Origin of the sequence: Vibrio sp. 10N.239.312.D08 (assembly GCF_041466145.1) — a bacterium.
In the GTDB taxonomy this organism is placed as follows: domain Bacteria; phylum Pseudomonadota; class Gammaproteobacteria; order Enterobacterales; family Vibrionaceae; genus Vibrio; species Vibrio crassostreae_C.
In genome coordinates, this window is record NZ_JBFSSD010000032.1 from 17453 (window position 1) to 43013 (window position 25561).

Here is a 25561-nt window from a genome sequence, read left to right on the forward strand (position 1 = left end):
CTCGCTACTCGCTACTCGCTACTCGCTACTCGCTACTCGCTACTCGCTACTCGCTACTCGCTTAGTGCGGATCTTCCGACCAACCATCGCTATCTGACATATCTGGTGCGCCAGCGATGCTGTTCTCTTCGTCTGCCCATTCACCGAAATCAATCATCTGACATTGCTTGCTGCAAAACGGGCGGTGCGGGCTTTGTTCGCCCCATTCAACGTCAGCATTACATTGAGGGCATTTAACGATGGTGATTTTCTTCGACATAGTGATTCTTAATTTGAAGGTGTAATAATAGTGAGTTTAGGCTCGAGTGAGGACTCAAGCCAAACTATAAAAGGAAATTAATTAGGTGCAGATTGCCAATTCAAATTCGATGTCTTGAGTACAGGCTTGCCCAGTTTCAAAGCTCATGAACTTAACAGCAAAGCGGTTCTTGTGACCGGAGATCATCGGGTAGGCACCGTATTGCATCGGAATAGAAAGACGAAGGATATTCGCTTCATCGGCATCGCTCTGGAAGAAGCCAGCACGAGCGATTTGCTCTTTGAAGTGACCCGTCTCTCTGGTGAGCTTCAACCACAGTGTTAGCGCTTCATACAGAGGCTGTAAGCTGTCCATCCAAGCTTTAGCATCTCGCATTCTCTTATCAAGAGGAAGGTGCAGCCAATAATGCAGTGCCGGTAAATCAAAGCAGCATGAGCCACCTGGAAGATTAAAGCGCTGGCGAATCGCACTCAGGAAGCGGTCTTCTTTAAGTGATTGGCCAAAACGTTCTGCCTGCATCAGATCACGATAGATGTTACCAATGTCATTAAGTAGTGATGTCAGCATCTCTTGATCGACACCTTCAACATCCAACCAGCTTTTGTAGGTTACACGTTGCTTCTCAATATCTTTTGCGAGTTCGCTCTTGAGTTGGATCTGTTCGAAGATTTCAATCAGATCAAAGATGGAACGGAAAAAGAGTTGATACTGTTGAGCATCGGAAAATGTAGAAGACAAGTGTAGCTGCCTCAAGAGCGATTCAACTCTTAAGTAGATTCTTGTTTTCTCATTTAGAGGATGTTCAAATTTATGGGTGATCATCAAGCAAACCTTCATTCAACATAGTTCTATTCTGACCCATCTACTGTACTGATTGCCAGATACTTTTGATGTAAATCTGTGATTTGAGGCAAAAGTTCTTGGTTTTTAGTATGGTTTTTAATCACGTCATCTGCAACCGCTAAGCGCTGTTCTCTTGAAGCTTGTGATTTTAAAATTGCGGCAACCTGTTCCTTCGAAACATTGTCACGACTCATTGTGCGTTCTATTTGCACTTCTGTAGGCACATCAACGATTAAAACGCGATCGGCCATGCCTTGCATTTGGTTTTCAACCAATAGCGGTGCGACTAATAAAGCATAAGGGGATGTGACTTTAGACAGGTCACTGTCAATTTTGTCACGGATCATGGGATGAAGAAGATCATTGAGCCACTGCTTCTCTTTAGGATCAGAGAAGATCAGCTCACGCAGTCGACTTCGGTTGAGAGTTCCATCTTCAAGCAAGATAGACTCACCAAAGTGTTCTGTAATCTGTTTTAAACCGTCACTGCCCAGCGCAACCACTTCACGTGCCACGATATCAGCATCAACAATATCAATATTAAAATGCTCATTGAACAGGTTAGCGACCGTGGTTTTGCCACTGGCGATACCGCCGCTTAATCCGATAATGATTGCCATGGTTAAATTCCTAGTACAGAAGTGAAATACCAACCCATGATGTCGTTACCCCACATCAAGCTTACCCAACCCGCAATTGCAAGGTAAGGGCCAAATGGAAAGGCTTTATCGATGCCTTGCTGTTTCAGGCGAAGTTGAATTAAACCAAACACAAGGCCTACCAGCGAAGATAAAAGGATGATCATCGGTAGGTGTTGCCAGCCAAGCCATGCACCAAGCGCAGCCAGAAGTTTGAAATCGCCGTAACCCATCCCTTCTTTGCCTGTTAGTAGCTTAAACAACCAATAAACGGACCACAAGGCTAGGTAGCCAGCCATTGCACCAATCACTGAATCTTGAAGCGATACTGGACTGACGTTAAACAGAGCTAAAGCGATACCAGACCAAACTAAAGGTAAGGTGATTTGATCAGGGAGCAGCATGGTATCGAGATCGATAAAGGTTGCGGTAATCAATGCAAACGTGAAAAAGATCAGAGCGATGGCGTAATAACTGAAACCAAAATGACTAGCGACTGCGGTACAAAGGATTGCGGTAAGCAGTTCGACTAAAGGGTAGCGAGCACTGATTGGGTTAGCACAGCTATGGCACTTCCCCTTTAAGAACAGCCAGCTTAACACTGGGATATTGTCGACGATTCTTAATTGGGTTTTGCATTTCGGGCAGGTTGAACGAGGAATACTGAGATTAAACTTCCCCTCTGGCGCTGGAATTTTATATTGAGAGAAATACTCCGAGCACTCTTGTTGCCATTCGCGTTCCATCATAATCGGTAAACGGTGTATGACTACGTTGAGGAAGCTGCCGATAAGAAGGCTAAAAATGAAAGCTAATACGGGGAATAGCCAAGGATAGTAGTGAAATACTTCCATAGTGTCCTTTACCACTTAATCAAGGTGAGCAGAGATTGCTGCTCATGGGTGTTTAGTTGCTTTTAACTATCCTAACACACTCATAAGATTAAAGATCGGTAAGTACATCGCAACCACAAGTCCACCAACAACGGTGCCTAAAAACACGATGATCAGTGGCTCTAGAATCTTGCCTAAATTGTCGACGGTGTTGTCTACTTCAAACTCGTAAATCGAGGCTACTTTATTGAGCATATCATCAAGGTTGCCAGACTCTTCGCCAATCATCACCATCTGTAACACCATTTCGGGGAAGGCATTGGTATTGCGCATTGCGATATACATCGGCATGCCTGCTGCGGTTTCTCGGTGAACCTCAATGATTGCTGATTCATAATGTAGGTTGCCTGCGGTTTTGGCTGTGGTTTTTAGGCTCATTAAAATAGGAATACCGGAACTAAAGCTTGTTGATAAGGTTCGGCTGAATTTGGCTATTGAGGCTTTCGCTAATACGCCACCGAGAACAGGGAAACGCAATCCTAGCCGACTGACAGACAGTCTGAACGAGTGGGAGCGCTGGCATAGTTGGTAAATAATCAGAACAACAAGCCCGATGCCTACAGCCGTATAAAAACTGTAAGCCTGCATCCAATGGGAAAGGTGGAGTACCTGCTGAGTAAACCAAGGTAAGTCTGCACCAAAGCCTGAAAACATAGATTCAAATTCGGGGATTACCATGGTTAGCATTAGGTAGGAGACAGTTAGTGCAACAATGACCACCATCGCTGGGTAGATCAGTGCTTTTATAACCTTAGACTTTAACTGTTCACTCTTTTCTCGATAAGTTGCCAAGCGTTCGAATACTTGCGCTAGATTACCGGAAAGTTCGCCTGTCGCGACCAAGTCAGTATAGAGGTCATCAAAGTGACGGCTTGCGGTTCGCATCGCTTTTGATATTGGCGTTCCGGCTTCTACACCTTTGCAGATATGCGATAGAATCGATTTCATTTCAGCTTTGCGGTGATTGTCCGACACCAACTTGATGGCTTGTACGATAGGCACACCAGTAGCCAGCATCGTCGCAAGTTGCCGAGTTAAAATTGTGATGTCTTTGGCTTTGACGCGATGTGTTAAACGAGTGACGGCTGAAATACTTTTCTTTTTGATTTTCTTAATTTGAATATGTTGTTCTTTGAGCTTTTCTCGCACTTCTAATTCGGTAAGCGCTAAGGTTTGTCCTGACACTTTCTTGCCTGAGCTGTTAATACCTTTCCAGTGATAGCTTTTTAATTGTGATTGTTTGGACTTGCTACTCATTGGTGCTCCATTGGGTTATATGTACAGAACACGTTGCAGCTCTTGATAGCTGGTGGTGCCTTCAAGCAATTTATCTAGCCCCGACTCTTGCAGAGTTCTCATGCCTTCTCGGCGTGCCAAGTTTTCAATGGCTAACGCGTTCGGTTTGTCGATCAGGCTGCTTTTCAGCTGGTCGCTAAATGGCATCACTTCGTAGATACCAACGCGACCAGAGTACCCTTGATTGCACTCATTACACCCTTGAAGATTGGCTTTGTAGATGGTTTTGCTGTTAGGAATCGAGTGACGCAGAAATATGTTTGGTGAATCGTCAGTTTCTTTGCAGTGGTTGCACAATCGTCTTGCCAGTCGTTGGGCGATAATCAAACTCAATGATGAGGCGAGGTTAAAGGGTTCTATCCCCATATGAGCGAGTCGAGTGACGGTTTCTACGGCGGAATTAGTGTGCAGTGTCGAAAGCACTAAGTGACCGGTTTGCGATGCTTTGATCGCGATCTCTGCGGTTTCCAAGTCGCGGATCTCTCCAACCATCACAACATCAGGGTCTTGTCGTAAAAATGATCGCAGTGCTTCAGCAAAACCAAAGCCGATCTTAGGTGTTACTTGTACTTGATTGATACCACATAGGTTAATCTCCACTGGGTCTTCAGCTGTCGAGATATTGCGTTCCGTAGTGTTAAGCACTCGAAGGCCTGTATAAAGGGAGACGGTTTTTCCGCTGCCGGTAGGTCCTGTCATTAAGATCATACCTTGTGGGCGTTTCAGGGCATCGAGGTAGAGTGCTTTTTGATCTTCGCTGTAACCTAACTTATCGATATCTAGATTGGCCGCACTACTATCAAGCAGTCGAAGAACGATCTTTTCACCCCATAAGGTCGGAAGTGTTGATACACGCATATCAATCGCGAGTTCATCATTCAAACGGAGCTTAATGCGTCCATCTTGGGGTAAGCGACGCTCCGCAATATCAAGCTTGGCGAGAATCTTCAAGCGAGCAGATAACCGGCGACTTAAATGAGAGGCGGGTTGCTGAATCTCGACAAGGATGCCATCGCAACGCAGGCGCACGCGATAGTGCTCTTCGTAAGGTTCAAAATGAATATCTGATGCACCTTTGCGTACCGCATCGACCAATATCTGATTGATAAATCTGCTGACAGGGGAATCGTCTTGACTGAGATCTTCTATCGACGCTATCTCGTCGTCAGACACCTCAACGAGATTGGCGAGTTCATCTTGAGTGATTTCTTTGCGGTTAGAATCTTGTCCGGAAATGGAGCGGCCATACAGCTTTCTTATTGCGCCTTCTAATTCAGAGTAGTTAGCGACAACGAGTTCGATCTGCAATCCTGTCGCAAATCGAAAATCATCTTCAGCTTGCAAGTCGGTCGGATCGGCAGAGGCGAGAGTTAGGGTGGAGCTAGACACTGAAATCGGGATAGCGTGATACTTTGTGATCAGCTCGCGAAGCCCTAATTGGTCGCACAAGACTTCATAGTTAATGTTGGCAAGCTGAACTAACGGCAAACCGAAAATGGCTTGAATATTATGTGCGAGACTCTCGCTGGTGAATAAATCAAGAACGAGCAAAGCTTCAGGTGTAGAAACACCTGAAGCATGTATATGTTCCGCAACGGCTTGTTCTTGAGTCAGGCTAAGTAAATCAGCCTGACGGAGAACGGTTGGGAGGTTGGTTAGCATTCTCTAGCTACAGCCCTTTGGTTTCTCATTACTGCCATGGTTTTCTAACTTACATGTCCAACCGTGAGCGCTATCTCTGCTATATGTAAAAATAGCTCCAGAGACAGCTCCATTATCATGTGTAAACTTCACTACATTTCCTGTTGTTGTCGATAAGACACCTAAACTATTAGCACCTGCACTTACGCCAAGAACAGTAGGATCAGCTGTAAGCGTACCGTTTTCTTGTATATAAAGTTCAGCAGGGGTAATAATCGATTTTAATGTCGCAAACCCAGAAGCTAGCTCACTTTTTGATACGTAATCTTTATAAGCTGGAACTGCAATTGCTGACAACACGCCAATAATCGCTACCACAATCATCAATTCAATCAGCGTAAAGCCTTTCTGATTTGTTCTTTTACTTTTGTTATTCATTGTCTAATTCCATTCTTTAGTTTGTTTCAGTGCAGGCACTGGTTGATGGAAAGAATAGAAGTTGAGATGGGGGAGTGGAATGGTATTCAGGTGTGGCCGCGAGTGGTTTTGTATTTATTAGTGTGGTGTTTCATATAGTGCGCAAATTTATGCGATCAACTTAAATAACTGCTTGAAATACTGACAATTAAGGCAATAAAAAGGCACCGTTATAAACAGTGCCTTTACAGAAATTATTTATTATTCAGTCAATTACGCTTTGAATCTCATTGATAGATCCATTGCTTTTAGGTGCTTAGTTAGTGCGCCTACCGAGATATAATCAACGCCCGTTTCAGCAAACTCTGCAATGGTATCTAGCGTCACGTTGCCAGAGTTTTCTAGCGCAGCACGTCCAGCGTTGATTTTCACAGCTTCACGCATCATGTCTGTGGTGAAGTTGTCTAGCATGATGATGTCTGCACCAGCGCTGATCGCTTGCTCTAGCTCTTCTAGGCTCTCTGTTTCTACTTCTACTGGTTTACCTGGGTTCAGCTCTTTTGCAGTAGAGATAGCCTTCTCAATGCCACCACAAGCGATGATGTGGTTTTCTTTGATTAGGTAAGCATCGAAAACCCCAATACGGTGGTTGAAACCGCCGCCACAAGCGACTGCGTATTTTAGTGCGCTGCGCAGGCCAGGTATCGTTTTACGAGTATCTAACAGGCGGCACTCTGTGTGTTTGATTTTGTCCGCGTAGGTAGCCGTCGTAGTCGCACAACCAGATAGCGTTTGAATGAAGTTCATTGCGTTGCGCTCACCCGTTAATAGCGCGCGTGCTGGACCTGTTAAGGTACAAAGTGTTTGGTTTGGTTCAACCTTGTCGCCATCTTCTACATTCCACTCGATAGTCACTTCACCGCCCAGTTGCTTAAACACTTCATCAGCCCAAGCTTTACCACAGAACACACCGTGCTCACGAGTAATGATGGTTGCGCTGTTGATTGCGTCTGCTGGGATTAGACTTGCTGTGATGTCAGCCGCTGGATCTAACGTGCCACCTAGGTCTTCTTTGATAGTCTCGGCTACTGCACGAGTGATCTCTAGAGGCAGTTGCTCTTTTAAGTAGTCAAGGCGTTGGTGGCTGTTATGTGTGTTTTTCATCGCAAATCTAATCTTGAAAGGGAGTGGGAATGGAATGATACTCTTGCTTAACTTCAAATTAAAGAGGCTAGCGCGACTGCTCTATGGGCAAGGTCACATCTTATTGTGCTAGCAGAAAAGAAAGTGAGACCAAGATGACGATCAGCTCCAACGGATGGTACGACAACGCTCGGCATGTTCCTTCTCCGTATTTTGATGCTCGACCGAGTGCCGACGATATTTCTCTGCTGGTGGTTCACAACATTAGCTTGCCTCCGGGTCAATTTGGTGGGCCTTACATAGAACTGTTTTTTACGGGCAAACTCGACCCGAAGGAACACCCGTTTTTTAAGGTGATTCACCAAATGGGCGTGTCGGCGCACTGTTTGATTCGTCGCGATGGGGAAGTGGTGCAGTTTGTTTCTTTCTTAGACCGAGCTTGGCATGCTGGCCAGTCGAGTTTTGCAGGGCGTGAAAGGTGCAATGATTACTCTATTGGTATTGAACTGGAAGGTAGTGACTTTGTAGCTTATAGCGAGCAGCAGTATCAAGCGCTTAGCCAATTAACAGAAACGCTCGTATCGACGTTTCCTCAAATCACCAGTGAGCGTATCACTGGCCATCAATATATAGCGCCTTTGCGTAAAACTGACCCTGGCTTGGTGTTTGATTGGCAGAAGTTTAAAAAAATCTCAAAGCTTAAGCCTCAGTTTTTGACGATGGGCTTACCGCTGGTGGGCGTTGAATAGTCAACGCCTGGCATAATGACTTGTGAATTTTTGTTGTTGCGATGTAAAGAAAGTGGTGGAGAGAAGCGCATCAATAAATTGAGAGTGTGACGAACTTATCAAACACTCATTTATTAAAACTTATGAACAGAATTTCCACCCTAAATGTGCGCTTGGTTCGATTTTTAAACGAGTGACACTAATCTTTCTGAAACAATTCATTTTTATCCTGAAACTTTCTAGCAAGAACACTCCCCAAAAGTATTACCCCTGTAAATGGTAAGACCAATTTGGTTGCTGTTTTAAATTTCATTTGTTAAATCATGGTTAATTCACGCTGTATTCTATGATGCAGGTCAATTTTAGGCTGGACAGTGGCGTTTTAATTATGTTAATTTCTGCCCAACTTAAAATTGGTATTACCAATTGTCAGCGAAGAAAAAGAAGAACAACAAACTATGGCTTATCAAAGGATTCGTCAGCCAAAACTCTCCGATGTTATCGAACAAGAGTTAGAAAGGTTGATAGTGGAAGGAACACTGGCTCCAGGGCAGCAGCTGCCGCCTGAGCGCGAACTGGCGAAACAGTTCGATGTGTCTCGTCCTTCGATCCGAGAAGCGATACAACGTTTAGAAGCAAAACGCTTGCTTACTCGCCGTCAAGGTGGAGGTACGTTTGTTAGCGAAAATATCTGGAAAAGCTTTTCAGATCCTTTGCTTAATTTGTTGTCGTCCCATTCTGAAACCCAACTAGACTTGTTGGAATCGCGTCATGCGATGGAAGGGATTTCGGCTTACTTCGCGGCATTGCGTGGAACCGATGAAGACTTTGCTCGTATTCAAGCCTGCCAAGAAAAAATTCACGGCGCGCAAGAAAAGGGTGATATTGAAGCCGAATCTGCAGCGGTGATGGCTTTTCTTATTGCTTTAACAGAGGCAGCGCACAATGTGGTGTTATTGCACATTGTTCGTAGCTTGGCTCCGTTACTCGAACAAAACGTCTTAGAGAATTTAAAGCTGTTGCATCGTCGTAAAGACGTTGTGGAGAAAGTGAGTATACATCGAGCTAACATTGTAGATGCGATTGTTTCCGGGCAGCCAGAACAGGCACGTGAAATGTCACACTCTCATTTAGCTTACATCGAAGAAACATTGCTGGATTTGACGAAGGAAGAGTCGCGCCGCGAACGTTCTCTACGTCGAATTCAACAGGGTAAATAGCCGTAATACTTCGGCTTTTTACGTGTTTAGTAGAATCCAACTAACAAAAAGGATAGATCGCCATGTCTGACATGAAGCATGACGTTGATGCTCTGGAAACTCAAGATTGGTTAGAAGCTCTTGAGTCAGTAGTACGTGAAGAAGGTGTAGAACGTGCACAGTTTTTACTAGAACAAGTTCTAGATAAAGCACGTTTAGATGGTGTTGATATGGCTACAGGCATCAACACAAACTACATCAACACAATTCCAGCAGCACAAGAGCCAGCTTACCCTGGTGACGTAACTCTTGAGCGTCGTATTCGTTCGATTATTCGCTGGAACGCAATCATGATCGTATTGCGTGCTTCTAAGAAAGACCTAGACCTTGGTGGTCACATGGCTTCTTACCAGTCAGCAGCAGCGTTCTACGAAGTATGTTTCAACCACTTCTTCCGTGCTCCAAACGAGACAGACGGTGGCGATCTAGTTTACTACCAAGGTCACATCTCTCCAGGTATCTACTCTCGTGCATTCGTTGAAGGTCGTCTAACTGAAGAACAGCTAGATAACTTCCGTCAAGAAGTTGATGGTAAAGGTATCCCTTCTTACCCGCACCCGAAACTGATGCCTGAGTTCTGGCAGTTCCCAACAGTATCTATGGGTCTTGGCCCTATCTCTGCTATCTACCAAGCGCGCTTCCTTAAGTACCTTGACGGCCGTGGCCTGAAAGAAACTTCAGCGCAACGCGTATACGCGTTCCTAGGTGACGGTGAGATGGATGAGCCAGAATCACGTGGTGCTATCTCTTTCGCTGCGCGTGAGAAGCTAGACAACCTATGTTTCTTAATCAACTGTAACCTACAGCGTCTAGACGGCCCTGTAATGGGTAACGGTAGCATCATTCAAGAACTTGAAGGCCTATTCAAAGGCGCAGGTTGGAACGTTGTTAAAGTTATCTGGGGTAGCAACTGGGATTCTCTACTAGCTAAAGACACTACTGGTAAGCTTCTTCAACTAATGAACGAAACTATCGATGGTGACTACCAAACATTCAAATCTAAAGATGGCGCATACGTACGTGAGCACTTCTTTGGTAAGTACCCAGAAACAGCTGCACTAGTTGCAGACATGACTGATGACGAAATCTTCGCTCTTAAGCGTGGTGGTCACGATTCTTCTAAACTGTTTGCTGCATTCAACAATGCTAAAGAGACAAACGGTAAGCCAACTGTAATCCTAGCTAAGACTGTTAAAGGTTACGGCATGGGTGATGCAGCTGAAGGTAAGAACATTGCACACGGTGTTAAGAAAATGGACATGACTCATGTTCAACACCTACGTGATCGCCTAGGCCTAGAAGACATCCTTTCAGATGAGAAGATCGCTGAACTTCCTTACCTGAAATTGGAAGAAGGTACGCCTGAGTACGAATACATGCACGCTCGTCGTAACGCTCTACACGGTTACACACCTGCACGTCTTCCTAAGTTTACTCAAGAGTTCAAGGTTCCTGAGCTAGACGCATTCGCACCTCTACTAGGTGAACAGAAGCGTGATATCTCTACAACTATGGCTTATGTACGTACGCTAAACATCCTTCTTAAAGATAAGAACATTGGTAAGAACATCGTTCCTATCATCTGTGATGAAGCTCGTACATTCGGTATGGAAGGTCTATTCCGTCAGGTTGGTATCTACAACCCACACGGTCAAGAATACACACCTGAAGATAAAGGCATCGTTTCTTACTACAAAGAAGCAACATCTGGTCAAGTTCTTCAAGAAGGTATCAACGAGCTAGGTTCTATGGCTTCATGGGTTGCAGCGGCAACTTCATACAGCACGAACGACCTACCAATGATCCCGTTCTACATCTACTACTCTATGTTCGGTTTCCAACGTATTGGTGACATGGCATGGCTAGCAGGTGACCAACAAGCTCGCGGCTTCCTACTAGGTGCTACAGCTGGTCGTACAACACTGAACGGTGAAGGTCTACAGCACGAAGATGGTCACTCGCACATCCAAGCGAACACTATCCCGAACTGTATCTCTTACGATCCAACATTCGCTTACGAGCTAGCAGTAATCATGCAAGACGGTATCCGTCGCATGTACGGCCCTGAGCAAGAGAACGTTTACTACTACCTAACAGTAATGAACGAGAACTACGCAATGCCAGCAATGCCAGAAGGCGCTGAAGAAGGCATCCGTAAGGGTATCTACAAGCTTGAATCTCACGCTGGTGCTAAGGGCAAAGTTCAACTAATGAGCTCTGGTACTATCATGAACGAAGCGCGTAAAGCTGCTGAAATTCTAAGCGAAGAGTACGGCGTAGCATCTGACGTATTCTCTGTAACGTCGTTCAACGAACTAACTCGTGACGGCCAAGCGGTAGAGCGTGACAACATGCTTCACCCAGAAGCTGAAGAGAAAGTACCGTACATCACAACTGTACTTGGTAAAGAACCTGCAATCGCAGTGACTGACTACATGAAGAACTACGCTGAGCAAGTACGTGCTTACATGCCAAGCGAGTCTTACAAAGTACTTGGTACTGATGGTTTCGGCCGTTCTGACAGCCGTGCAAACCTACGTCGTCACTTCGAAGTTAACGCTGGCTACATCGTAGTTGCAGCTCTAACTGAACTGGCTAAACGTGGTGATATCGAGAAATCTGTAGTTGTTGAAGCAATTGCTAAATTCGATATCGACACTGAAAAAACAAACCCACAATACGCTTAATACAGCGCTTAACTAGAAGGTAAATAAGCAATGGCAATCGAAATTAATGTACCTGACATCGGTGCAGATGAGGTTGAAGTTACTGAGATTCTTGTAAGCGTTGGCGACAAGGTTGAAGAAGAACAGTCTCTGATCACTGTTGAAGGCGACAAAGCTTCTATGGAAGTTCCAGCGTCTCAAGCAGGTATCGTTAAAGAAATCAAAGTAGCTGAAGGCGATTCAGTTTCTACTGGTTCTCTAATCATGATTTTCGAAGCCGAGGGTGCAGCTGAAGCTGCACCTGCTCCAGCAGCAGAGGCAGCTCCAGTAGCCGCTCCTGCAGCGGCAGCAGCGGCAGAGCTTAAAGAAGTTCACGTTCCTGACATCGGCGGTGATGAAGTTGAAGTAACTGAAATCATGGTTGCTATCGGTGACGCAGTAGAAGAAGAGCAATCTCTTCTTACTGTTGAAGGTGACAAGGCTTCAATGGAAGTTCCTGCACCATTCGCTGGTATCGTTAAAGAAATCAAGATCGCTTCTGGTGACTCAGTATCGACTGGTTCTCTAGTAATGATTTTCTCTGTAGAAACAGGTGAAGTAGCGGGCTCTGGCGCTCCAGCGGCGGCAGCACCAGTTGCAGCAGCTCCAACAGCATCAGCTGAAAAAGAAGTAAACGTTCCAGACATCGGCGGTGACGAAGTTGAAGTTACTGAAGTAATGGTAGCGGTTGGCGATACAGTAGAAGAAGAGCAATCTCTAATTACTGTTGAAGGCGACAAAGCTTCAATGGAAGTTCCTGCACCATTCGCTGGTACAGTAAAAGAGATTAAGATTGCAGCTGGCGACAAAGTGTCAACTGGCTCTCTAATCATGACTTTCGTCGTGGCCGGCACTCCGGTTGAAGGCGCAGCGCCTGCTCCTGTTGCAGCACCTGCACAAGCAGCAGCTCCAGCGGCGGCACCGGCTCCTAAAGCAGAAGCACCTGCAGCGGCTCCAGCAGCTGGCGACTTCCAAGAGAACGGTGACTACGCGCACGCTTCTCCAGTAGTTCGTCGTCTAGCTCGTGAATTCGGCGTTAACCTTTCTAAGGTTAAAGGTACTGGTCGTAAGAGCCGTATCCTTAAAGAAGACGTTCAGTCTTACGTTAAAGATGCACTTAAGCGTCTTGAGTCTGGTGCAGCTGCATCTGGCAAAGGCGGCGACGGTTCTGCACTTGGTCTACTACCATGGCCAAAAGTTGACTTCAGCAAGTTCGGCGAAACTGAAGTTCAGAAGCTTTCTAAGATTAAGAAGATCTCTGGCGCTAACCTGCACCGTAACTGGGTAATGATCCCTCACGTTACACAATGGGACAACGCAGACATCACTGAGCTAGAAGCATTCCGTAAAGAACAGAACGCAATCGAAGCGAAGAAAGACACTGGCATGAAGATCACTCCACTTGTGTTCATCATGAAAGCTGTTGCTAAAGCGCTAGAAGCGTTCCCAGCGTTTAACTCTTCTCTTTCTGAAGATGGCGAAAGCATCATTCTTAAGAAGTACGTAAATGTGGGTATCGCTGTTGATACACCAAACGGTCTAGTTGTTCCTGTCTTCAAAGACGTGAACAAGAAAGGCATTTACGAGCTATCAGAAGAGCTAATGGCTGTTTCTAAGAAAGCACGTTCTGGTAAGCTAACAGCGGCAGACATGCAAGGCGGTTGTTTCACAATCTCTAGCCTTGGTGGTATTGGCGGTACTGCATTTACTCCAATCGTAAATGCTCCAGAAGTAGGTATCCTAGGTGTATCTAAGTCTGAAATTAAGCCAGTTTGGAATGGTAAAGAGTTCCAACCACGTCTACAGCTTCCACTGTCTCTATCATACGACCACCGTGTGATCGATGGTGCTGAAGGTGCACGCTTCATTACTTTCCTAAACAGCGCACTATCTGACATTCGTCGTCTAGTACTGTAATTGAGAAAGTAATTATTAAGGTGACTTTCGGGTCACCTTAATTCTTTATATAAAGACTATTTTTAGACAACAGTTTCCTGCATTTCTCATAATCTGATGGGGAATTGTTGTCTAGCTCACAGGCTAACTTAAAGCTACTTTCACACTGTTAACATCTCTGTAAAATGTTTCCTGTTTGAAAGCCCAATAATTTTAAGAACATCTACTCAGCCTGTTAGGGATAATGACTACAAGAGGTCACAATGAGCAAAGAAATTAAAGCCCAAGTTGTTGTACTTGGTTCAGGTCCTGCTGGTTACTCAGCGGCATTCCGTTGTGCGGATTTAGGTCTAGAAACAGTACTAGTTGAACGTTACAGCACTCTTGGTGGTGTATGTCTAAACGTTGGTTGTATTCCATCAAAAGCACTTCTTCACGTTTCTAAAGTAATCGAAGAAGCTAAAGCGATGGCAGAGCACGGCGTTGTATTCGGCGAGCCACAAACGGACATCAACAAGATCCGTATCTGGAAAGAAAAAGTAGTTGATCAACTAACTGGCGGCCTTGGCGGTATGGCTAAGATGCGTAACGTTACTGTTGTTAACGGTTTCGGTAAGTTCACTGGTCCTAACAGCATTCTTGTTGAAGGCGAAGGCGAAGCAACAACTGTTAACTTCGACAACGCAATCATTGCTGCGGGTTCTCGCCCAATCAAACTTCCTTTCATCCCACATGAAGACCCACGTATTTGGGATTCTACGGATGCACTAGAACTAAACGAAGTACCTGAAAAACTGCTTATCATGGGCGGCGGTATCATCGGTCTTGAGATGGGTACGGTTTACCACTCTCTAGGTTCTAAAGTTGAAGTTGTAGAGATGTTCGATCAAGTTATCCCTGCTGCGGATAAAGACATCGTTAAAGTTTTCACTAAGCGCATTAAGAACAAGTTCAAGCTAATGCTTGAAACTAAAGTGACTGCTGTTGAAGCAAAAGAAGACGGTATCTACGTTTCAATGGAAGGCAAAAAAGCACCAGCTGAAGCTGAACGCTACGATGCTGTTCTTGTTGCTATCGGTCGTGTTCCAAACGGTGCACTTATCGACGCTGAAAAAGCGGGTATCGAAGTTGATGAGCGTGGTTTCATCAATGTTGATAAGCAAATGCGTACTAACGTTCCTCACATCCACGCGATCGGTGATGTTGTTGGTCAACCAATGCTTGCTCACAAAGGTGTGCATGAAGGTCACGTAGCTGCTGAAGTTATCTCTGGTAAGAAGCACTACTTCGACCCTAAAGTAATCCCATCAATTGCGTACACTGAGCCAGAAGTTGCTTGGGTAGGTAAGACTGAGAAAGAAGCGAAAGCTGAAGGCATCAATTACGAAGTTGCTACTTTCCCTTGGGCTGCTTCTGGTCGTGCAATCGCTTCTGACTGTGCAGACGGCGTGACTAAGATGATCTTCGATAAAGATACTCATCGCGTAATCGGTGGTGCTGTTGTTGGTACTAACGGTGGTGAACTTCTTGGCGAAATCGGCCTAGCGATCGAAATGGGTTGTGATGCAGAAGATATCGCACTTACTATCCACGCTCACCCAACTCTACACGAGTCTGTTGGTCTAGCTGCGGAAGTATTCGAAGGTTCAATCACTGACCTTCCAAATAAGAAAGCAGTGAAAAAGAAGAAGTAATTCTCCTTTAGCCACTCGCTAATGTTTGAAAAACCGCTGATTGGTCAGCGGTTTTTTATGTCTGAAGAAAAGAGCAGTAACGTTCCACTCCGAGATGCGAGTACGCTGCGCTTCGGGATGCGAAGAGACATTCCATTCTATAAAAAAGGGTTGGCCCATTAGGCCAACCCTTAAATTATTTACTCGAATCTCGAATCTCGAATCTCGAATCTCGAATCTCGAATCTACTTATAAATGCACAGCATGTTCAAGTAGCTATCCGTTAAGCTTGAAAGCTCTTCTGGCGTTTCTACACGTTTCGCTTGGATGAATAGCGAGTAGCAAATGCCGTGGAATAGATTCGCTAGATGTTTAGGGTCGTGATCGTCACAGACTTCGCCGCGTTCAATCGCTTTGCTAAACATGTTTTGTACTAACATTTGGTTAGTGCGGTTCGTTGTTACGAATAGCGGCCATACTTCATCACGAGTCGAAGCGCTCCATTCGAACCATACATTTAACCAATGGCTATCTTGAGCCACTAACGTCACCATTTCAGTCGCAATATTATGTAGGTTTTGTTTTGCGTGAATATCCAGATCGATATTGTCTGAAAGGAAGTTAGAGAATTGGCGTACAACGTGATTTAGTACTTCATCAACCAGATCTTCACGGGTTGGGAAGTAGTTAAATACCGTTGCGACAGACACCTGAGCGATGTCTGCAATATCAGCGTGTCCACCACGACCGATGCCGCGGCGAGAGAATACCTCAAGAGCGATTTCCATCAATTGAAGTTTTCTTTTTAAAGGTGAAAGCCTAGTTCTAGGTCTCTTAGATATTGAGTCCATTTTATTTTCCTTGCCAACGAAATTTTTATATTAATGATTTTATTATTATTTAAGCCAAGATGAGTGTAATGGTGCATATGCGAATGGTCAATCCTTTGAGCTTATTTAATAGACAGTTACATCAAACTTGATACATAAAGCGTGATCCACATTGATGTGAAAGGAGGCGACTATCAGACAAGGCACAAGTGCACATTTCATTGATAATCTCACAGTAAATTGGAACCATAAGGTGGTGTGGGTATTTGAGCAGTGCTAGACTTACGCACAAATTGAGCGGCACCCATGGCATAACTGTCTACACTTGTCGCAATCACCAAACAAAATGAGAGCAGTATGAAGCATACAGTTGAAGTCATGATCTCTGAGCAAGAAGTTCAGGATCGAGTGAACGAACTAGGCAAACAGATCACGGAACACTACCAAGGCAGTGAAGATCTGGTTTTAGTTGGCTTATTACGTGGATCGTTTGTCTTTATGGCGGATCTTGCTCGTGCTATCGATTTAACTCACCAAGTTGATTTCATGACTGCGTCTAGCTACGGCAACAGCATGGAAAGCTCACGTGATGTTCGTATTTTGAAAGACCTAGATGACGACATCCAAGGTAAAGACGTTCTACTTGTAGAGGATATTATCGATACAGGTAACACGCTGACTAAAGTAAAAGAGATTCTGAGCCTTCGTGGTCCTAAGTCTATCGAGATTTGTACGCTACTAGATAAGCCTTCACGTCGTGAAGTTGAAGTTGATACGAAGTGGATTGGTTTCGAAATCCCAGACGAGTTCGTTGTTGGTGTAGGTATCGACTACGCTCAAAAATATCGTCACCTACCGTACATCGGTAAGGTAGTACCTCAAGAGTAATCATTACGCTTGTGGTTTAGAAGTCATTAAAAAGCCCGCTTGATGCGGGCTTTTTGTATATATGACGGAATGGGTTAGCTTTGTTGACTAAGAAGAGGCGTCGTTAAGATCTTGTTTAATGCATCTAAGTGACTGTTCTCTAAAGTATCGTTACTTGAGCAACGTACGCCAAGGTCCTGTAGCTTGCCATCGCCAATACCATAAACCACACCATGGATTTCAACGTCTTGGCCACGCTCCCACGCATTTTGCATAATGGTTGAGTTACCTAGGTTATAAACCTGTTCTGCGACGTTAATTTCGCATAACTTGTCACCCCATTGCTCACGAGGAAGCCCCTCGATTTGCTTGCGGTATTTTAGGTAATTGTCACGGATGTGCAGTAACCAGTTGTTGATAAGACCAAGTTTAGGGTTATCAATCGCCGCGTTAACACCGCCACAGCCATAGTGACCGCAGACAATAATGTGTTTAACTTTGAGTACATCGACGGCGTACTGTACCACTGAGAGGCAGTTTAGGTCGGTATGAACCACTTGGTTTGCCACATTTCGGTGAACAAACAGTTCGCCAGAGTACAAACCAGTGAGACGCTCGGCCGGAACACGGCTATCTGAGCAGCCAATCCATAGAAAACCAGGGCTTTGACCCTCTTCAAGCGTTGTAAAATACTCAGGTCGTTGAGATCGAATTTCTTCTGACCATTTAGAGTTGTTTTCAAAAAGCTGTTTAATCTCTGGCATTTTGCGTCTTACATCCCTTAATTAAGAATCTCAACTATACACAATGTTACAAATTCAATCTCGTAAAAACTGTGTCAAATAGTACTCATCTGACGTGTACTCATCGTTAAAATCATTAACTTAGCGTAGAAGCTATGATCCGGTTATAAGACATGAATAATGTGATTGAATTAACACTTTCTGAACACTTGATACATTTGTTAAAGTGATAAGGTTTGTCATTTCATCATCAGGAAGGTGTGTTTTGTTTGGAAGTCGTTTTACGGATATCAATCTCAAAGGGGATATGTTTGGTGGTGTTACTACAGCCATCATCTCATTGCCTTTAGCATTGGCATTTGGTGTTGCTTCTGGTGCGGGAGCTGAAGCTGGCTTGTGGGGCGCCATTATGGTTGGCCTATTTGCAGCATTGTTTGGCGGTTCGAGTAGTTTGATTTCTGAACCTACCGGCCCGATGACGGTGATCATGACTGCCGTAATGACGAGTATGGTTGCTAAATATCCTGAAACGGGTATGGCAATGACCTTTACTGTCGTGATGATGGCCGGTGCATTCCAGATATTACTTGGTACGTTAAAGCTAGGAAAATACGTCACTTTGATGCCATATAGCGTGATCTCCGGATTCATGTCGGGCATTGGCGTTATTCTGATTATCTTGCAGCTGTCTCCATTGTTAGGGCATGCCGCTCCATCCGGTGGTGTAATGGGCACGCTCTCTGCACTTCCAGATACATTGGCTAATCTTAAAATCAGCGAGCTGTTTTTAGGAGCATTGACGCTCGGTATTCTTTTCGGTTTTCCAGCCAAATATCGTAAGTATGTGCCTGCTCAACTGGTCGCGTTAGTGGCTGTAACGCTCTTGTCCGTCATTATTTTTGATACCGACTCTATTCGCCGTATTGGTGAAATCCCAGCTGGTTTACCTTCCCTCGTTATCCCTACGATTAGCGCTGAACAGTTTACTACTATGGTTATCGATGCCTTGGTGCTTGGTACATTAGGTTGTATTGATACGCTTTTGACCGCGGTTATCGGAGATTCATTGACTCGTAAAGAGCATGACTCAGACAAAGAGCTTCGTGGCCAAGGCATTGCCAATATGATCTCTGGCCTGTTTGGTGCACTACCTGGCGCGGGTGCCACTATGGGGACTGTAACCAATATTCAGGTGGGAGCGCGTTCTCCGCTTTCAGGTGTTATTCGAGCTTTAGTACTTGCGCTCGTGGTATTGGTTGCAGGTGGTTTAACAGAACCGATTCCTATGGCAGTGCTGGCTGGTATCGCTATGTATGTTGGTTTCAATATCCTAGATTGGAGCTTTATCCAGCGCGCGCACAAGGTTAGCTATGCCGGCATGGGCGTGATGTACGGCGTGATGCTATTGACTGTGTTTGTTGACTTGATTATTGCCGTTGGACTGGGTGTGTTTATCTCGAATATTCTGATTATTGAAAGATTAAGCCGAGAGCAAGCCAGACAAGTTAAGGCGATCAGTGATGGTGATGATGAAGACGATATCCCATTGACTGATAGCGAACGTCAGTTACTCGATAGTGCCAATGGTAAGGTGCTATTCTTCTACCTATCAGGGCCGATGATATTCAGCGTTTCAAAGGCGATTTCACGTCAGCACTCAAGTATCTCTGACTATGAAGCGATGATTCTAGACCTGACAGATGTACCTATGATTGATGTCACTGTTGGCCTAGCGCTAGAGAATGCGATTAAAGATGCATTGGATGCGCAGTGTGAGGTGTATCTGCTGTGTCCTAATGAGAATACTCGTCAACAACTAGAGAAGTTCCACGTGATTGACCTAGTACCTGAATCCAACACTTATCGATTCAGATATGAAGCCCTGACGGCAGCAACAAGCTATGTCGACAGAGATGAGCATCAATTTGAGTCAGTTTAATTTTTCAGTAATAAGCTGATATTAATGACCTGATATGAATAATCTAATATGAATAATCTAATATGAATAAGCTATAGACGCTCACTTCAAGACTGATCATTAATGCCGTTAAGTGAATCACTTAGCGGCATTTTTATATTTATTGAACGTTGATTTAGTCTTCACGTAGCCAAGACGCTTATTTGTTTTCGAAAGAAACTCTCACACGATATTTGTATTAATCGTCAATCAACGATAAACTTGTTTGCAAAATGGCCGAGTTAACAAGTTTGGGTTAGTTTTCTGCTAGCTCGTTTTAAGCATTACTCTCTTCCTCAAGCTCGGTCGTCTACATCTTATCTATAGCAAATGGCAGTCTATCTCTATGTATGCATTAGAAATTGAGCAATTAAGAAAAACTTATGCTGGGGGCTTCGAGGCTCTTAAGGGCGTTAGTTTACAAGTAGAAAAAGGCGACTTTTACGCACTACTTGGTCCCAATGGTGCGGGTAAATCAACCACCATTGGTGTTATCTCTTCACTGGTAAATAAAACGTCAGGCAAGGTTAAAGTGTTCGGCTACGACATTGATACCGATCTGGAATTGGCGAAGCAGAACTTAGGCCTTGTGCCTCAAGAGTTTAACTTTAACCCGTTTGAAACCGTTGAACAGATCGTGCTGCAACAAGCGGGTTATTACGGCGTGCCAAAAGCATTAGCGAAAGAGCGAGCGAAAAAGTACCTATCTCAACTCGATCTGTGGGAAAAGCGTGGCGAACGCGCGCGTAACTTGTCTGGTGGTATGAAGCGTCGTTTGATGATCGCGCGTGCATTGATGCATGAACCTCATTTGTTGATCCTTGATGAACCGACAGCAGGCGTTGATATTGAACTACGTCGTTCAATGTGGGAATTCCTAAAAGAGATCAATGAGAAGCAGGGCATTACCATTATCTTGACCACGCACTACCTAGAAGAAGCAGAAATGCTGTGTCGCAACATTGGTATCATCAATCGCGGTGAGCTGATTGAGAACACAACAATGAAAGCGCTGTTGGGCAAATTGAGTGCTGAGACCTTTATTCTGGATCTGGAAGAGGGCACGACTGAACCTAAGCTTGAAGGCGTGAATAGCCAAGTGATGGTCAATGGCTCGCTAGAAATCGAAATCGACAAGAACCTAGGTTTGAATACCATCTTTGCTCAATTGAGCGAGCAACAGGTTAAAGTCCTCTCTATGCGTAACAAAGCAAACCGTCTAGAAGAGCTATTTGTGAGTATCGTCCGTGAGGGGAGTAAATAATATGTACAGCCTATATTGGACCGCTTTCTGCAGTTTGTTGACCAAAGAGATCAATCGCTTTACTCGTATCTGGGTGCAGACTCTGGTGCCGCCAGCGATTACCATGACGCTTTACTTCATCATCTTCGGTAACCTGATTGGTGCGCGTATTGGTGAAATGAACGGCTTTAGCTACATGGAATACATTGTTCCCGGTCTGATCATGATGTCGGTGATCACCAACTCATATTCCAACGTTGCTTCATCGTTCTTTAGTGCCAAGTTCCAGAAGAACATTGAAGAGCTGCTTGTAGCGCCTGTTCCTAACTACGTGATTATCGCCGGCTTCGTAATGGGTGGTGTGGTTCGTGGATTGTTAGTGGGTACCATAGTAACCTTCGTGTCGTTGTTCTTTGTCGACTTACAAGTTGACCATTGGGGCGTGATCATTGCGACGGTATTTTTAACGTCGGTAGTATTCGCTTTGGGTGGTTTGATTAACGCGGTATTCGCACGCACGTTTGATGATATCTCTATTATCCCAACCTTTATCTTAACGCCGCTGACGTACCTTGGTGGTGTGTTCTACTCGATCAGTCTATTGCCTGAATTCTGGCAAGGTGTATCGAAGTTGAACCCTATCGTGTACATGGTTAACGCGTTCAGATATGGCTTCTTGGGTGTGTCTGATGTGGGGATCGTGACGTCGTTTGGCGTACTAGGTGTGTTTATCGTGCTGTTGTATGGCATTGCACACTACCTAGTGACAAAGGGTATTGGCTTACGTAGCTAACCTTTGGTTCATCTAAGTAACAGGTAAAGAAAAAGGTCGATATAACATCGACCTTTTTTTTGTTTTGCGTTAAGAGCAGAAGCCGACTATTCAGTCGTTTCTTCTTTCACTTCTTCTTTGGTTTCCGTTACCAAATCGAGAACTTGGTTATCGATAAGACGCGTCTTACCTAGGAAAGCCGACATTAGAATCACTGCTTGAGTTGATTCTGAAGTGATCGCTTGCAGAGTTTTAGCATCACAAATGAAGATTTCGTCAGGTTGAAGATCTGCAGCGCGTAGCTGGTCAGTAGCATCTTCAATCACTGATGCGTAATCATCGCGACCACCACGAATAGCGCTGCTGATCCAGCGCATAGTACGCGCTAAAACGGGCGCTCGTTGGCGCTCGTCAATCGTTAGGTTGCTATTGCGAGAGCTCATTGCCAAACCATCCATTTCACGAACGGTCGCAACGCCGACAACTTCAATGTCTAATGCTAAATCAGTGGTCATCTGGCGAATAACAGCAAGTTGCTGAAAGTCTTTCTCGCCGAAGCATGCAAAGTCTGGCTGAACGATATTAAACAGTTTAGTGACAATGGTTGATACACCACGGAAGTGACCTGGACGAGAGGCACCTTCAAGCATGTGAGATATGCCAGGGACCTCAACAAACGTCTGCTTGTCTAATCCATCTGGGTACATCACCTCTGGCGTTGGTGTAAATACTAGCTCAACCCCTTCACCTGTTAGTTTGCTTAAATCTGCTTCTAACGTTCGAGGGTAGTTGTTTAGGTCGTCTGCACGGTCAAACTGCATTGGGTTTACAAAGATGCTTACCACAACGATGTCGGCCAGTTCACGAGCTTTCTTTACCAGAGTCAGGTGGCCTTCATGCAGGTTTCCCATTGTCGGTACAAAAGCAACCGTACGTCCATCACGCTTAAACTGTTTAATCTGCTCACGAAGAGCCGCTATTTCAGCAAAAGTTTGCATACTTACTCCTAAGCGATTGTATGAGCTTCATCAGGGAAGCGCGCGCTCTCTACTTCTTCTTTGTATAGAGCTACTGCCTTACGCATATCACCTGTTTCTGCTAGGAAGTTCTTAGAGAACTTCGGCATGTAGTTCGCAGAAATACCGAACATGTCATGCATAACCAAGATCTGACCATCGGTAACATTACCTGCGCCGATACCGATAACCGGTACGTCACAAGCTTCTGTAATTCGTTTTGCCAATGAAGCTGGCACACATTCAAGTAGAACGATTTGAGCGCCTGCGTTTTGCAGTGCTAACGCGTCAGCAACCATTTTGTCGGCTTGCTCGTCGTCACGACCTTGAATCTTGTAACCACCAAAAATGTTCACAGACTGGGGCGTCAAGCCTAAGTGTGCACATACTGGTACTGCACGTTCTGTTAGCATCTTCACAGTATCAACCAACCAGCTTCCGCCTTCGATTTTTACCATGTTCGCACCAGCACGCATCAAAGTCGCTGCGCTCTCACAAGCTTGTTCTGGCGTCGCGTAGCTCATGAAAGGCATGTCAGCCATAAGAAGACAATTTGGGCTACCAGCACGCACTGAGCGAGTATGGTAAGCAATGTCTTCAACGGTTACTGGTAATGTATCGTTATGGCCTTGTAAAACCATACCCAGTGAATCACCGACAAGCAGAACTGGCATTTCTTGGCTTTCGAATAATTGAGCAAAGCTCGCATCATAAGCTGTCGAAGTCGCAAATTTACGGCCTTCACGTTTGCATTTGATCAGGTCGTTAATGGTTACTTTTTTCATTGGTTTTCCTTAATGCGCTTGGCTATTGTTGCCAAACATTGAGCCCGTTCTTATCTACTATTTTCAGTAGTTCTGTCAGCTCAGTCCCATCAGGGAGTTGTAAACTTGGTGCGATTTCAGCAAGCGGGTAGAGTACAAACTCTCGTTCTTTCATTCCATAATGAGGAACGATTAAGCGCTCTGAATCGATCACCTCATTGCCGTATAGCACAATGTCGAGATCCAAGGTTCTTGGTCCCCAACGTTCGTCTTTACGGACGCGCCCTTGCTCTAGTTCGATCTTTTGAGTGCAATCAAGCAGTTCAATTGGCGTTAATTCGGTTTGGATAGCGACTACCGCGTTGATGTAGTCTGGTTGATTTTGCGGTCCCATTGGAGTGCTACTATATAGCTGAGAGGTCGCAATAAACGTTGATCGCGGTAGGCTTTTTAGCGTTTCGATAGCCAAATTTGCTTGGCTAACTGGGTCGGCAAGGTTGCTGCCGACTGCAATGTAAGCAGTTATCATTCTGATTGCTTACTCTTTTTGTTTCGGTAAGTCTTACGGCGACGATGGCCTGACTTTGATGGTGCTGCAACGTCGTTAGCCATTGCTTGACGCATGTTGCGACCCGCAGTCTGATAACGCTCCCACCATTTTGCTAACTCTTTGGTTTCGCCACCTTCAATCTCACCACGCATTTCTAGGAAATCGTAGCCTGCACGGAATTTGTTTAATTCCATTAGACGAACAGCGCGTTTACCGTTGCGACGAGGCAGTCGAAGTTGCAGTTGCCAAACTTCGCGAATGGTTGCTGTGTGACGACGAGGAATCGCAATAGACTTTACTTGCTGATCTAGAATGATGTTACTCGCTTCCATGATCGCATCGTAGTGTGCCATACCCTGTTCAGCGACAAGTTTGTCTGCCAGCTTGTTCATTGGGTACCAAAGCATCGCTGCGAACATGAATGCTGGGTTTACTCGCTTACCATCTTCGATGCGAAGGTCGGTTGAATCGAGAACCAAATCAAGCATCTGCTCTGTGTGAGAGTCGTAATCTTCGGTGAAGTGCTCAGCTACCGCTGGGAACATCTGTTGGAATAGATTGTACTCGCGCATCAGGTGGTAGGTTTCTAAACCGTGACCTGATTGCAGTAATTTCAGAGACTCTTCGTAAAGGCGCGCTGCTGGGATATCTCTTAGAAGGTGAGCTAACTCTTCAATCGGGTCAGCCGTGTCTTCTTCGATGTCGAAATCCAGTTTAGCGGCGAAGCGCATTGCACGTAGCATACGCACTGGGTCTTCGCGGTAACGCGTTTCTGGATCGCCAATCAGGCGGATCAGTTTATCTTCTAAATCTTCTACACCACCCGCGTAATCGTGGATGCTGTAGTCTGCAATGTTGTAGTACATCGCGTTGATTGTGAAATCACGACGCTCTGCATCTTCATCAACACTGCCGTACACGTTATCGCGAAGTAGCATGCCTTCTTTCGATTGTGCAGAAACGTTCTTCGATGGTTCTTGGTGGTGACCACGGAAAGTTGCCACTTCAATGATGTCGCGACCAAACATGATATGTGCCAAGCGGAAACGGCGACCGATAAGACGACAGTTTCTGAAGAGGTGTTTGATTTGCTCTGGCGTTGCGTTGGTCGCAATATCAAAATCTTTTGGCTGAGAGCCTAATAAGATATCGCGCACACCACCACCGACTAGAAATGCGTCAAAACCCGCACCATTCAGGCGATATAGCACTTTTAGTGCGTTGTCGCTGATCTGCTTGCGTGAAATATTGTGCTCTTGACGAGTATAAATATTCAGAGCTAATTCGTGGAATCCGCGTTGTTCGCTTGGGGTATTGTCGTTTGTATTCATTAGTTTAGAACAAAGTAGGTATCGCCAACTTTGTTTTTCTCTTAGTCCAAAGTGGTAGTGCAGAGTTTAATTGCGGCTAATAATAGCTTAGCGCGAG

At 45.0% G+C, this 25561-nt stretch carries 23 protein-coding genes; 9 read left to right on the forward strand and 14 right to left on the reverse strand.

Annotation, left to right across the window (positions count from 1 at the left end; all coding sequences use genetic code 11):
- Positions 1–61 precede the first annotated feature (61 nt).
- From yacG to nadC, 8 genes are all read right to left on the reverse strand, one after another.
- On the reverse strand, positions 62–259 hold the full coding sequence (gene yacG, locus AB6D58_RS16520; protein WP_004735515.1) for a DNA gyrase inhibitor YacG: 198 nt from the start codon (positions 257–259) through the stop codon (positions 62–64).
- 81 nt (positions 260–340) lie between these two features.
- Positions 341–1081 (reverse strand): cell division protein ZapD, encoded by a 741-nt coding sequence (zapD, locus tag AB6D58_RS16525; RefSeq protein ID WP_017063237.1) that lies wholly within the window; start codon positions 1079–1081, stop codon positions 341–343.
- A gap of 26 nt (positions 1082–1107) precedes the next feature.
- On the reverse strand, positions 1108–1722 hold the full coding sequence (gene coaE, locus AB6D58_RS16530) for a dephospho-CoA kinase (RefSeq protein WP_372157796.1): 615 nt from the start codon (positions 1720–1722) through the stop codon (positions 1108–1110).
- A 2-nt stretch (positions 1723–1724) separates the two neighbouring features.
- Positions 1725–2594 carry an A24 family peptidase gene (locus AB6D58_RS16535; protein WP_372157799.1) on the reverse strand — a complete coding sequence of 290 codons (870 nt, stop codon included), beginning with the start codon at positions 2592–2594 and terminating at the stop codon, positions 1725–1727.
- A gap of 66 nt (positions 2595–2660) precedes the next feature.
- Positions 2661–3890, reverse strand: coding sequence for a type II secretion system F family protein (locus AB6D58_RS16540; RefSeq protein WP_136977806.1), 1230 nt, complete (start codon positions 3888–3890; stop codon positions 2661–2663).
- Positions 3891–3905: 15 nt separating this feature from the next.
- Entirely contained in the window at positions 3906–5591 is a 1686-nt protein-coding gene (gene pilB / locus AB6D58_RS16545; RefSeq protein WP_372157801.1) for a type IV-A pilus assembly ATPase PilB, read from the reverse strand.
- Positions 5592–5594: 3 nt separating this feature from the next.
- Positions 5595–6008, reverse strand: a complete 414-nt coding sequence (locus AB6D58_RS16550) for a prepilin-type N-terminal cleavage/methylation domain-containing protein (RefSeq protein ID WP_016799549.1) — start codon at positions 6006–6008, stop codon at positions 5595–5597.
- 252 nt (positions 6009–6260) lie between these two features.
- Positions 6261–7151, reverse strand: coding sequence for a carboxylating nicotinate-nucleotide diphosphorylase (gene nadC / locus AB6D58_RS16555; protein ID WP_372056204.1), 891 nt, complete (start codon positions 7149–7151; stop codon positions 6261–6263).
- 83 nt (positions 7152–7234) lie between these two features.
- Here nadC and ampD point away from each other — a divergent pair, with 83 nt between their 5' ends.
- The 5 genes from ampD (at position 7235) to lpdA (ending at position 15412) form a co-directional block, all read left to right on the forward strand.
- Positions 7235–7879, forward strand: a complete 645-nt coding sequence (gene ampD / locus AB6D58_RS16560) for a 1,6-anhydro-N-acetylmuramyl-L-alanine amidase AmpD (RefSeq protein ID WP_372157804.1) — start codon at positions 7235–7237, stop codon at positions 7877–7879.
- 437 nt (positions 7880–8316) lie between these two features.
- Positions 8317–9078 (forward strand): pyruvate dehydrogenase complex transcriptional repressor PdhR, encoded by a 762-nt coding sequence (pdhR, locus tag AB6D58_RS16565; RefSeq protein ID WP_017059443.1) that lies wholly within the window; start codon positions 8317–8319, stop codon positions 9076–9078.
- A 62-nt stretch (positions 9079–9140) separates the two neighbouring features.
- Positions 9141–11804: a pyruvate dehydrogenase (acetyl-transferring), homodimeric type gene (gene aceE, locus AB6D58_RS16570; protein ID WP_065584923.1), complete on the forward strand. Its 2664-nt coding sequence runs from the start codon at positions 9141–9143 to the stop codon at positions 11802–11804.
- Between the two features lie 30 nt (positions 11805–11834).
- Positions 11835–13739 (forward strand): pyruvate dehydrogenase complex dihydrolipoyllysine-residue acetyltransferase, encoded by a 1905-nt coding sequence (aceF, locus tag AB6D58_RS16575; RefSeq protein WP_372157807.1) that lies wholly within the window; start codon positions 11835–11837, stop codon positions 13737–13739.
- Positions 13740–13981: 242 nt separating this feature from the next.
- Positions 13982–15412 (forward strand): dihydrolipoyl dehydrogenase, encoded by a 1431-nt coding sequence (gene lpdA / locus AB6D58_RS16580; RefSeq protein WP_017059440.1) that lies wholly within the window; start codon positions 13982–13984, stop codon positions 15410–15412.
- Positions 15413–15636: 224 nt separating this feature from the next.
- Here lpdA and AB6D58_RS16585 read toward each other — a convergent pair whose 3' ends face one another.
- Positions 15637–16242 (reverse strand): LuxR/HapR/OpaR family quorum-sensing transcriptional regulator, encoded by a 606-nt coding sequence (locus tag AB6D58_RS16585; RefSeq protein WP_019824386.1) that lies wholly within the window; start codon positions 16240–16242, stop codon positions 15637–15639.
- A 336-nt stretch (positions 16243–16578) separates the two neighbouring features.
- On the opposite strand from AB6D58_RS16585, the gene hpt reads away from it, so the two are divergent.
- Complete coding sequence (hpt, locus tag AB6D58_RS16590) at positions 16579–17109, forward strand: hypoxanthine phosphoribosyltransferase (RefSeq protein ID WP_061032638.1); 531 nt, start codon at positions 16579–16581, stop codon at positions 17107–17109.
- A 74-nt stretch (positions 17110–17183) separates the two neighbouring features.
- On the opposite strand, the gene can is transcribed toward hpt, so the two are convergent.
- A complete protein-coding gene (gene can, locus AB6D58_RS16595) occupies positions 17184–17852 on the reverse strand; it encodes a carbonate dehydratase (protein WP_017059437.1) in 669 nt (222 codons plus the stop codon).
- Between the two features lie 286 nt (positions 17853–18138).
- Between can and AB6D58_RS16600 the strand changes: the two genes are divergently transcribed.
- From AB6D58_RS16600 to AB6D58_RS16610, 3 genes are all read left to right on the forward strand, one after another.
- Complete coding sequence (locus tag AB6D58_RS16600; RefSeq protein WP_170960822.1) at positions 18139–19770, forward strand: SulP family inorganic anion transporter; 1632 nt, start codon at positions 18139–18141, stop codon at positions 19768–19770.
- Positions 19771–20134: 364 nt separating this feature from the next.
- A complete protein-coding gene (locus tag AB6D58_RS16605) occupies positions 20135–21052 on the forward strand; it encodes an ABC transporter ATP-binding protein (protein WP_017059435.1) in 918 nt (305 codons plus the stop codon).
- Between the two features lies 1 nt (position 21053).
- The gene (locus AB6D58_RS16610) at positions 21054–21824 is read left to right on the forward strand and encodes an ABC transporter permease (RefSeq protein ID WP_010435987.1); all 771 of its coding nucleotides are present in this window, start codon (positions 21054–21056) and stop codon (positions 21822–21824) included.
- A gap of 86 nt (positions 21825–21910) precedes the next feature.
- Here the strand turns inward: AB6D58_RS16610 and panC are convergent, their stop codons facing one another.
- The 4 genes from panC to pcnB are packed head-to-tail and all read right to left on the reverse strand — an operon-like array spanning position 21911 to position 25464.
- Positions 21911–22801, reverse strand: a complete 891-nt coding sequence (panC, locus tag AB6D58_RS16615) for a pantoate--beta-alanine ligase (protein WP_017059434.1) — start codon at positions 22799–22801, stop codon at positions 21911–21913.
- Positions 22802–22809: 8 nt separating this feature from the next.
- Positions 22810–23604 carry a 3-methyl-2-oxobutanoate hydroxymethyltransferase gene (panB, locus tag AB6D58_RS16620; protein WP_017059433.1) on the reverse strand — a complete coding sequence of 265 codons (795 nt, stop codon included), beginning with the start codon at positions 23602–23604 and terminating at the stop codon, positions 22810–22812.
- Positions 23605–23626: 22 nt separating this feature from the next.
- Positions 23627–24112, reverse strand: coding sequence for a 2-amino-4-hydroxy-6-hydroxymethyldihydropteridine diphosphokinase (gene folK, locus AB6D58_RS16625; protein ID WP_004735459.1), 486 nt, complete (start codon positions 24110–24112; stop codon positions 23627–23629).
- Entirely contained in the window at positions 24109–25464 is a 1356-nt protein-coding gene (pcnB, locus tag AB6D58_RS16630) for a polynucleotide adenylyltransferase PcnB (RefSeq protein ID WP_017059432.1), read from the reverse strand. Before pcnB ends, folK begins: the two co-directional genes overlap by 4 nt.
- Positions 25465–25561: the final 97 nt, after the last annotated feature.

Bases quoted from the DNA above. Each gene is read 5' to 3' on its own strand.
- yacG (WP_004735515.1), bottom strand. From the start codon at position 259: ATGTCGAAGAAAATCACCATCGTTAAATGCCCTCAATGTAATGCTGAC.
- zapD (WP_017063237.1), bottom strand. From the start codon at position 1,081: ATGATCACCCATAAATTTGAACATCCTCTAAATGAGAAAACAAGAATC.
- coaE (WP_372157796.1), bottom strand. From the start codon at position 1,722: ATGGCAATCATTATCGGATTAAGCGGCGGTATCGCCAGTGGCAAAACC.
- AB6D58_RS16535 (WP_372157799.1), bottom strand. From the start codon at position 2,594: ATGGAAGTATTTCACTACTATCCTTGGCTATTCCCCGTATTAGCTTTC.
- AB6D58_RS16540 (WP_136977806.1), bottom strand. From the start codon at position 3,890: ATGAGTAGCAAGTCCAAACAATCACAATTAAAAAGCTATCACTGGAAA.
- pilB (WP_372157801.1), bottom strand. From the start codon at position 5,591: ATGCTAACCAACCTCCCAACCGTTCTCCGTCAGGCTGATTTACTTAGC.
- AB6D58_RS16550 (WP_016799549.1), bottom strand. From the start codon at position 6,008: ATGAATAACAAAAGTAAAAGAACAAATCAGAAAGGCTTTACGCTGATT.
- nadC (WP_372056204.1), bottom strand. From the start codon at position 7,151: ATGAAAAACACACATAACAGCCACCAACGCCTTGACTACTTAAAAGAG.
- ampD (WP_372157804.1), top strand. From the start codon at position 7,235: ATGGGCAAGGTCACATCTTATTGTGCTAGCAGAAAAGAAAGTGAGACC.
- pdhR (WP_017059443.1), top strand. From the start codon at position 8,317: ATGGCTTATCAAAGGATTCGTCAGCCAAAACTCTCCGATGTTATCGAA.
- aceE (WP_065584923.1), top strand. From the start codon at position 9,141: ATGTCTGACATGAAGCATGACGTTGATGCTCTGGAAACTCAAGATTGG.
- aceF (WP_372157807.1), top strand. From the start codon at position 11,835: ATGGCAATCGAAATTAATGTACCTGACATCGGTGCAGATGAGGTTGAA.
- lpdA (WP_017059440.1), top strand. From the start codon at position 13,982: ATGAGCAAAGAAATTAAAGCCCAAGTTGTTGTACTTGGTTCAGGTCCT.
- AB6D58_RS16585 (WP_019824386.1), bottom strand. From the start codon at position 16,242: ATGGACTCAATATCTAAGAGACCTAGAACTAGGCTTTCACCTTTAAAA.
- hpt (WP_061032638.1), top strand. From the start codon at position 16,579: ATGAAGCATACAGTTGAAGTCATGATCTCTGAGCAAGAAGTTCAGGAT.
- can (WP_017059437.1), bottom strand. From the start codon at position 17,852: ATGCCAGAGATTAAACAGCTTTTTGAAAACAACTCTAAATGGTCAGAA.
- AB6D58_RS16600 (WP_170960822.1), top strand. From the start codon at position 18,139: ATGTTTGGTGGTGTTACTACAGCCATCATCTCATTGCCTTTAGCATTG.
- AB6D58_RS16605 (WP_017059435.1), top strand. From the start codon at position 20,135: ATGTATGCATTAGAAATTGAGCAATTAAGAAAAACTTATGCTGGGGGC.
- AB6D58_RS16610 (WP_010435987.1), top strand. From the start codon at position 21,054: ATGTACAGCCTATATTGGACCGCTTTCTGCAGTTTGTTGACCAAAGAG.
- panC (WP_017059434.1), bottom strand. From the start codon at position 22,801: ATGCAAACTTTTGCTGAAATAGCGGCTCTTCGTGAGCAGATTAAACAG.
- panB (WP_017059433.1), bottom strand. From the start codon at position 23,604: ATGAAAAAAGTAACCATTAACGACCTGATCAAATGCAAACGTGAAGGC.
- folK (WP_004735459.1), bottom strand. From the start codon at position 24,112: ATGATAACTGCTTACATTGCAGTCGGCAGCAACCTTGCCGACCCAGTT.
- pcnB (WP_017059432.1), bottom strand. From the start codon at position 25,464: ATGAATACAAACGACAATACCCCAAGCGAACAACGCGGATTCCACGAA.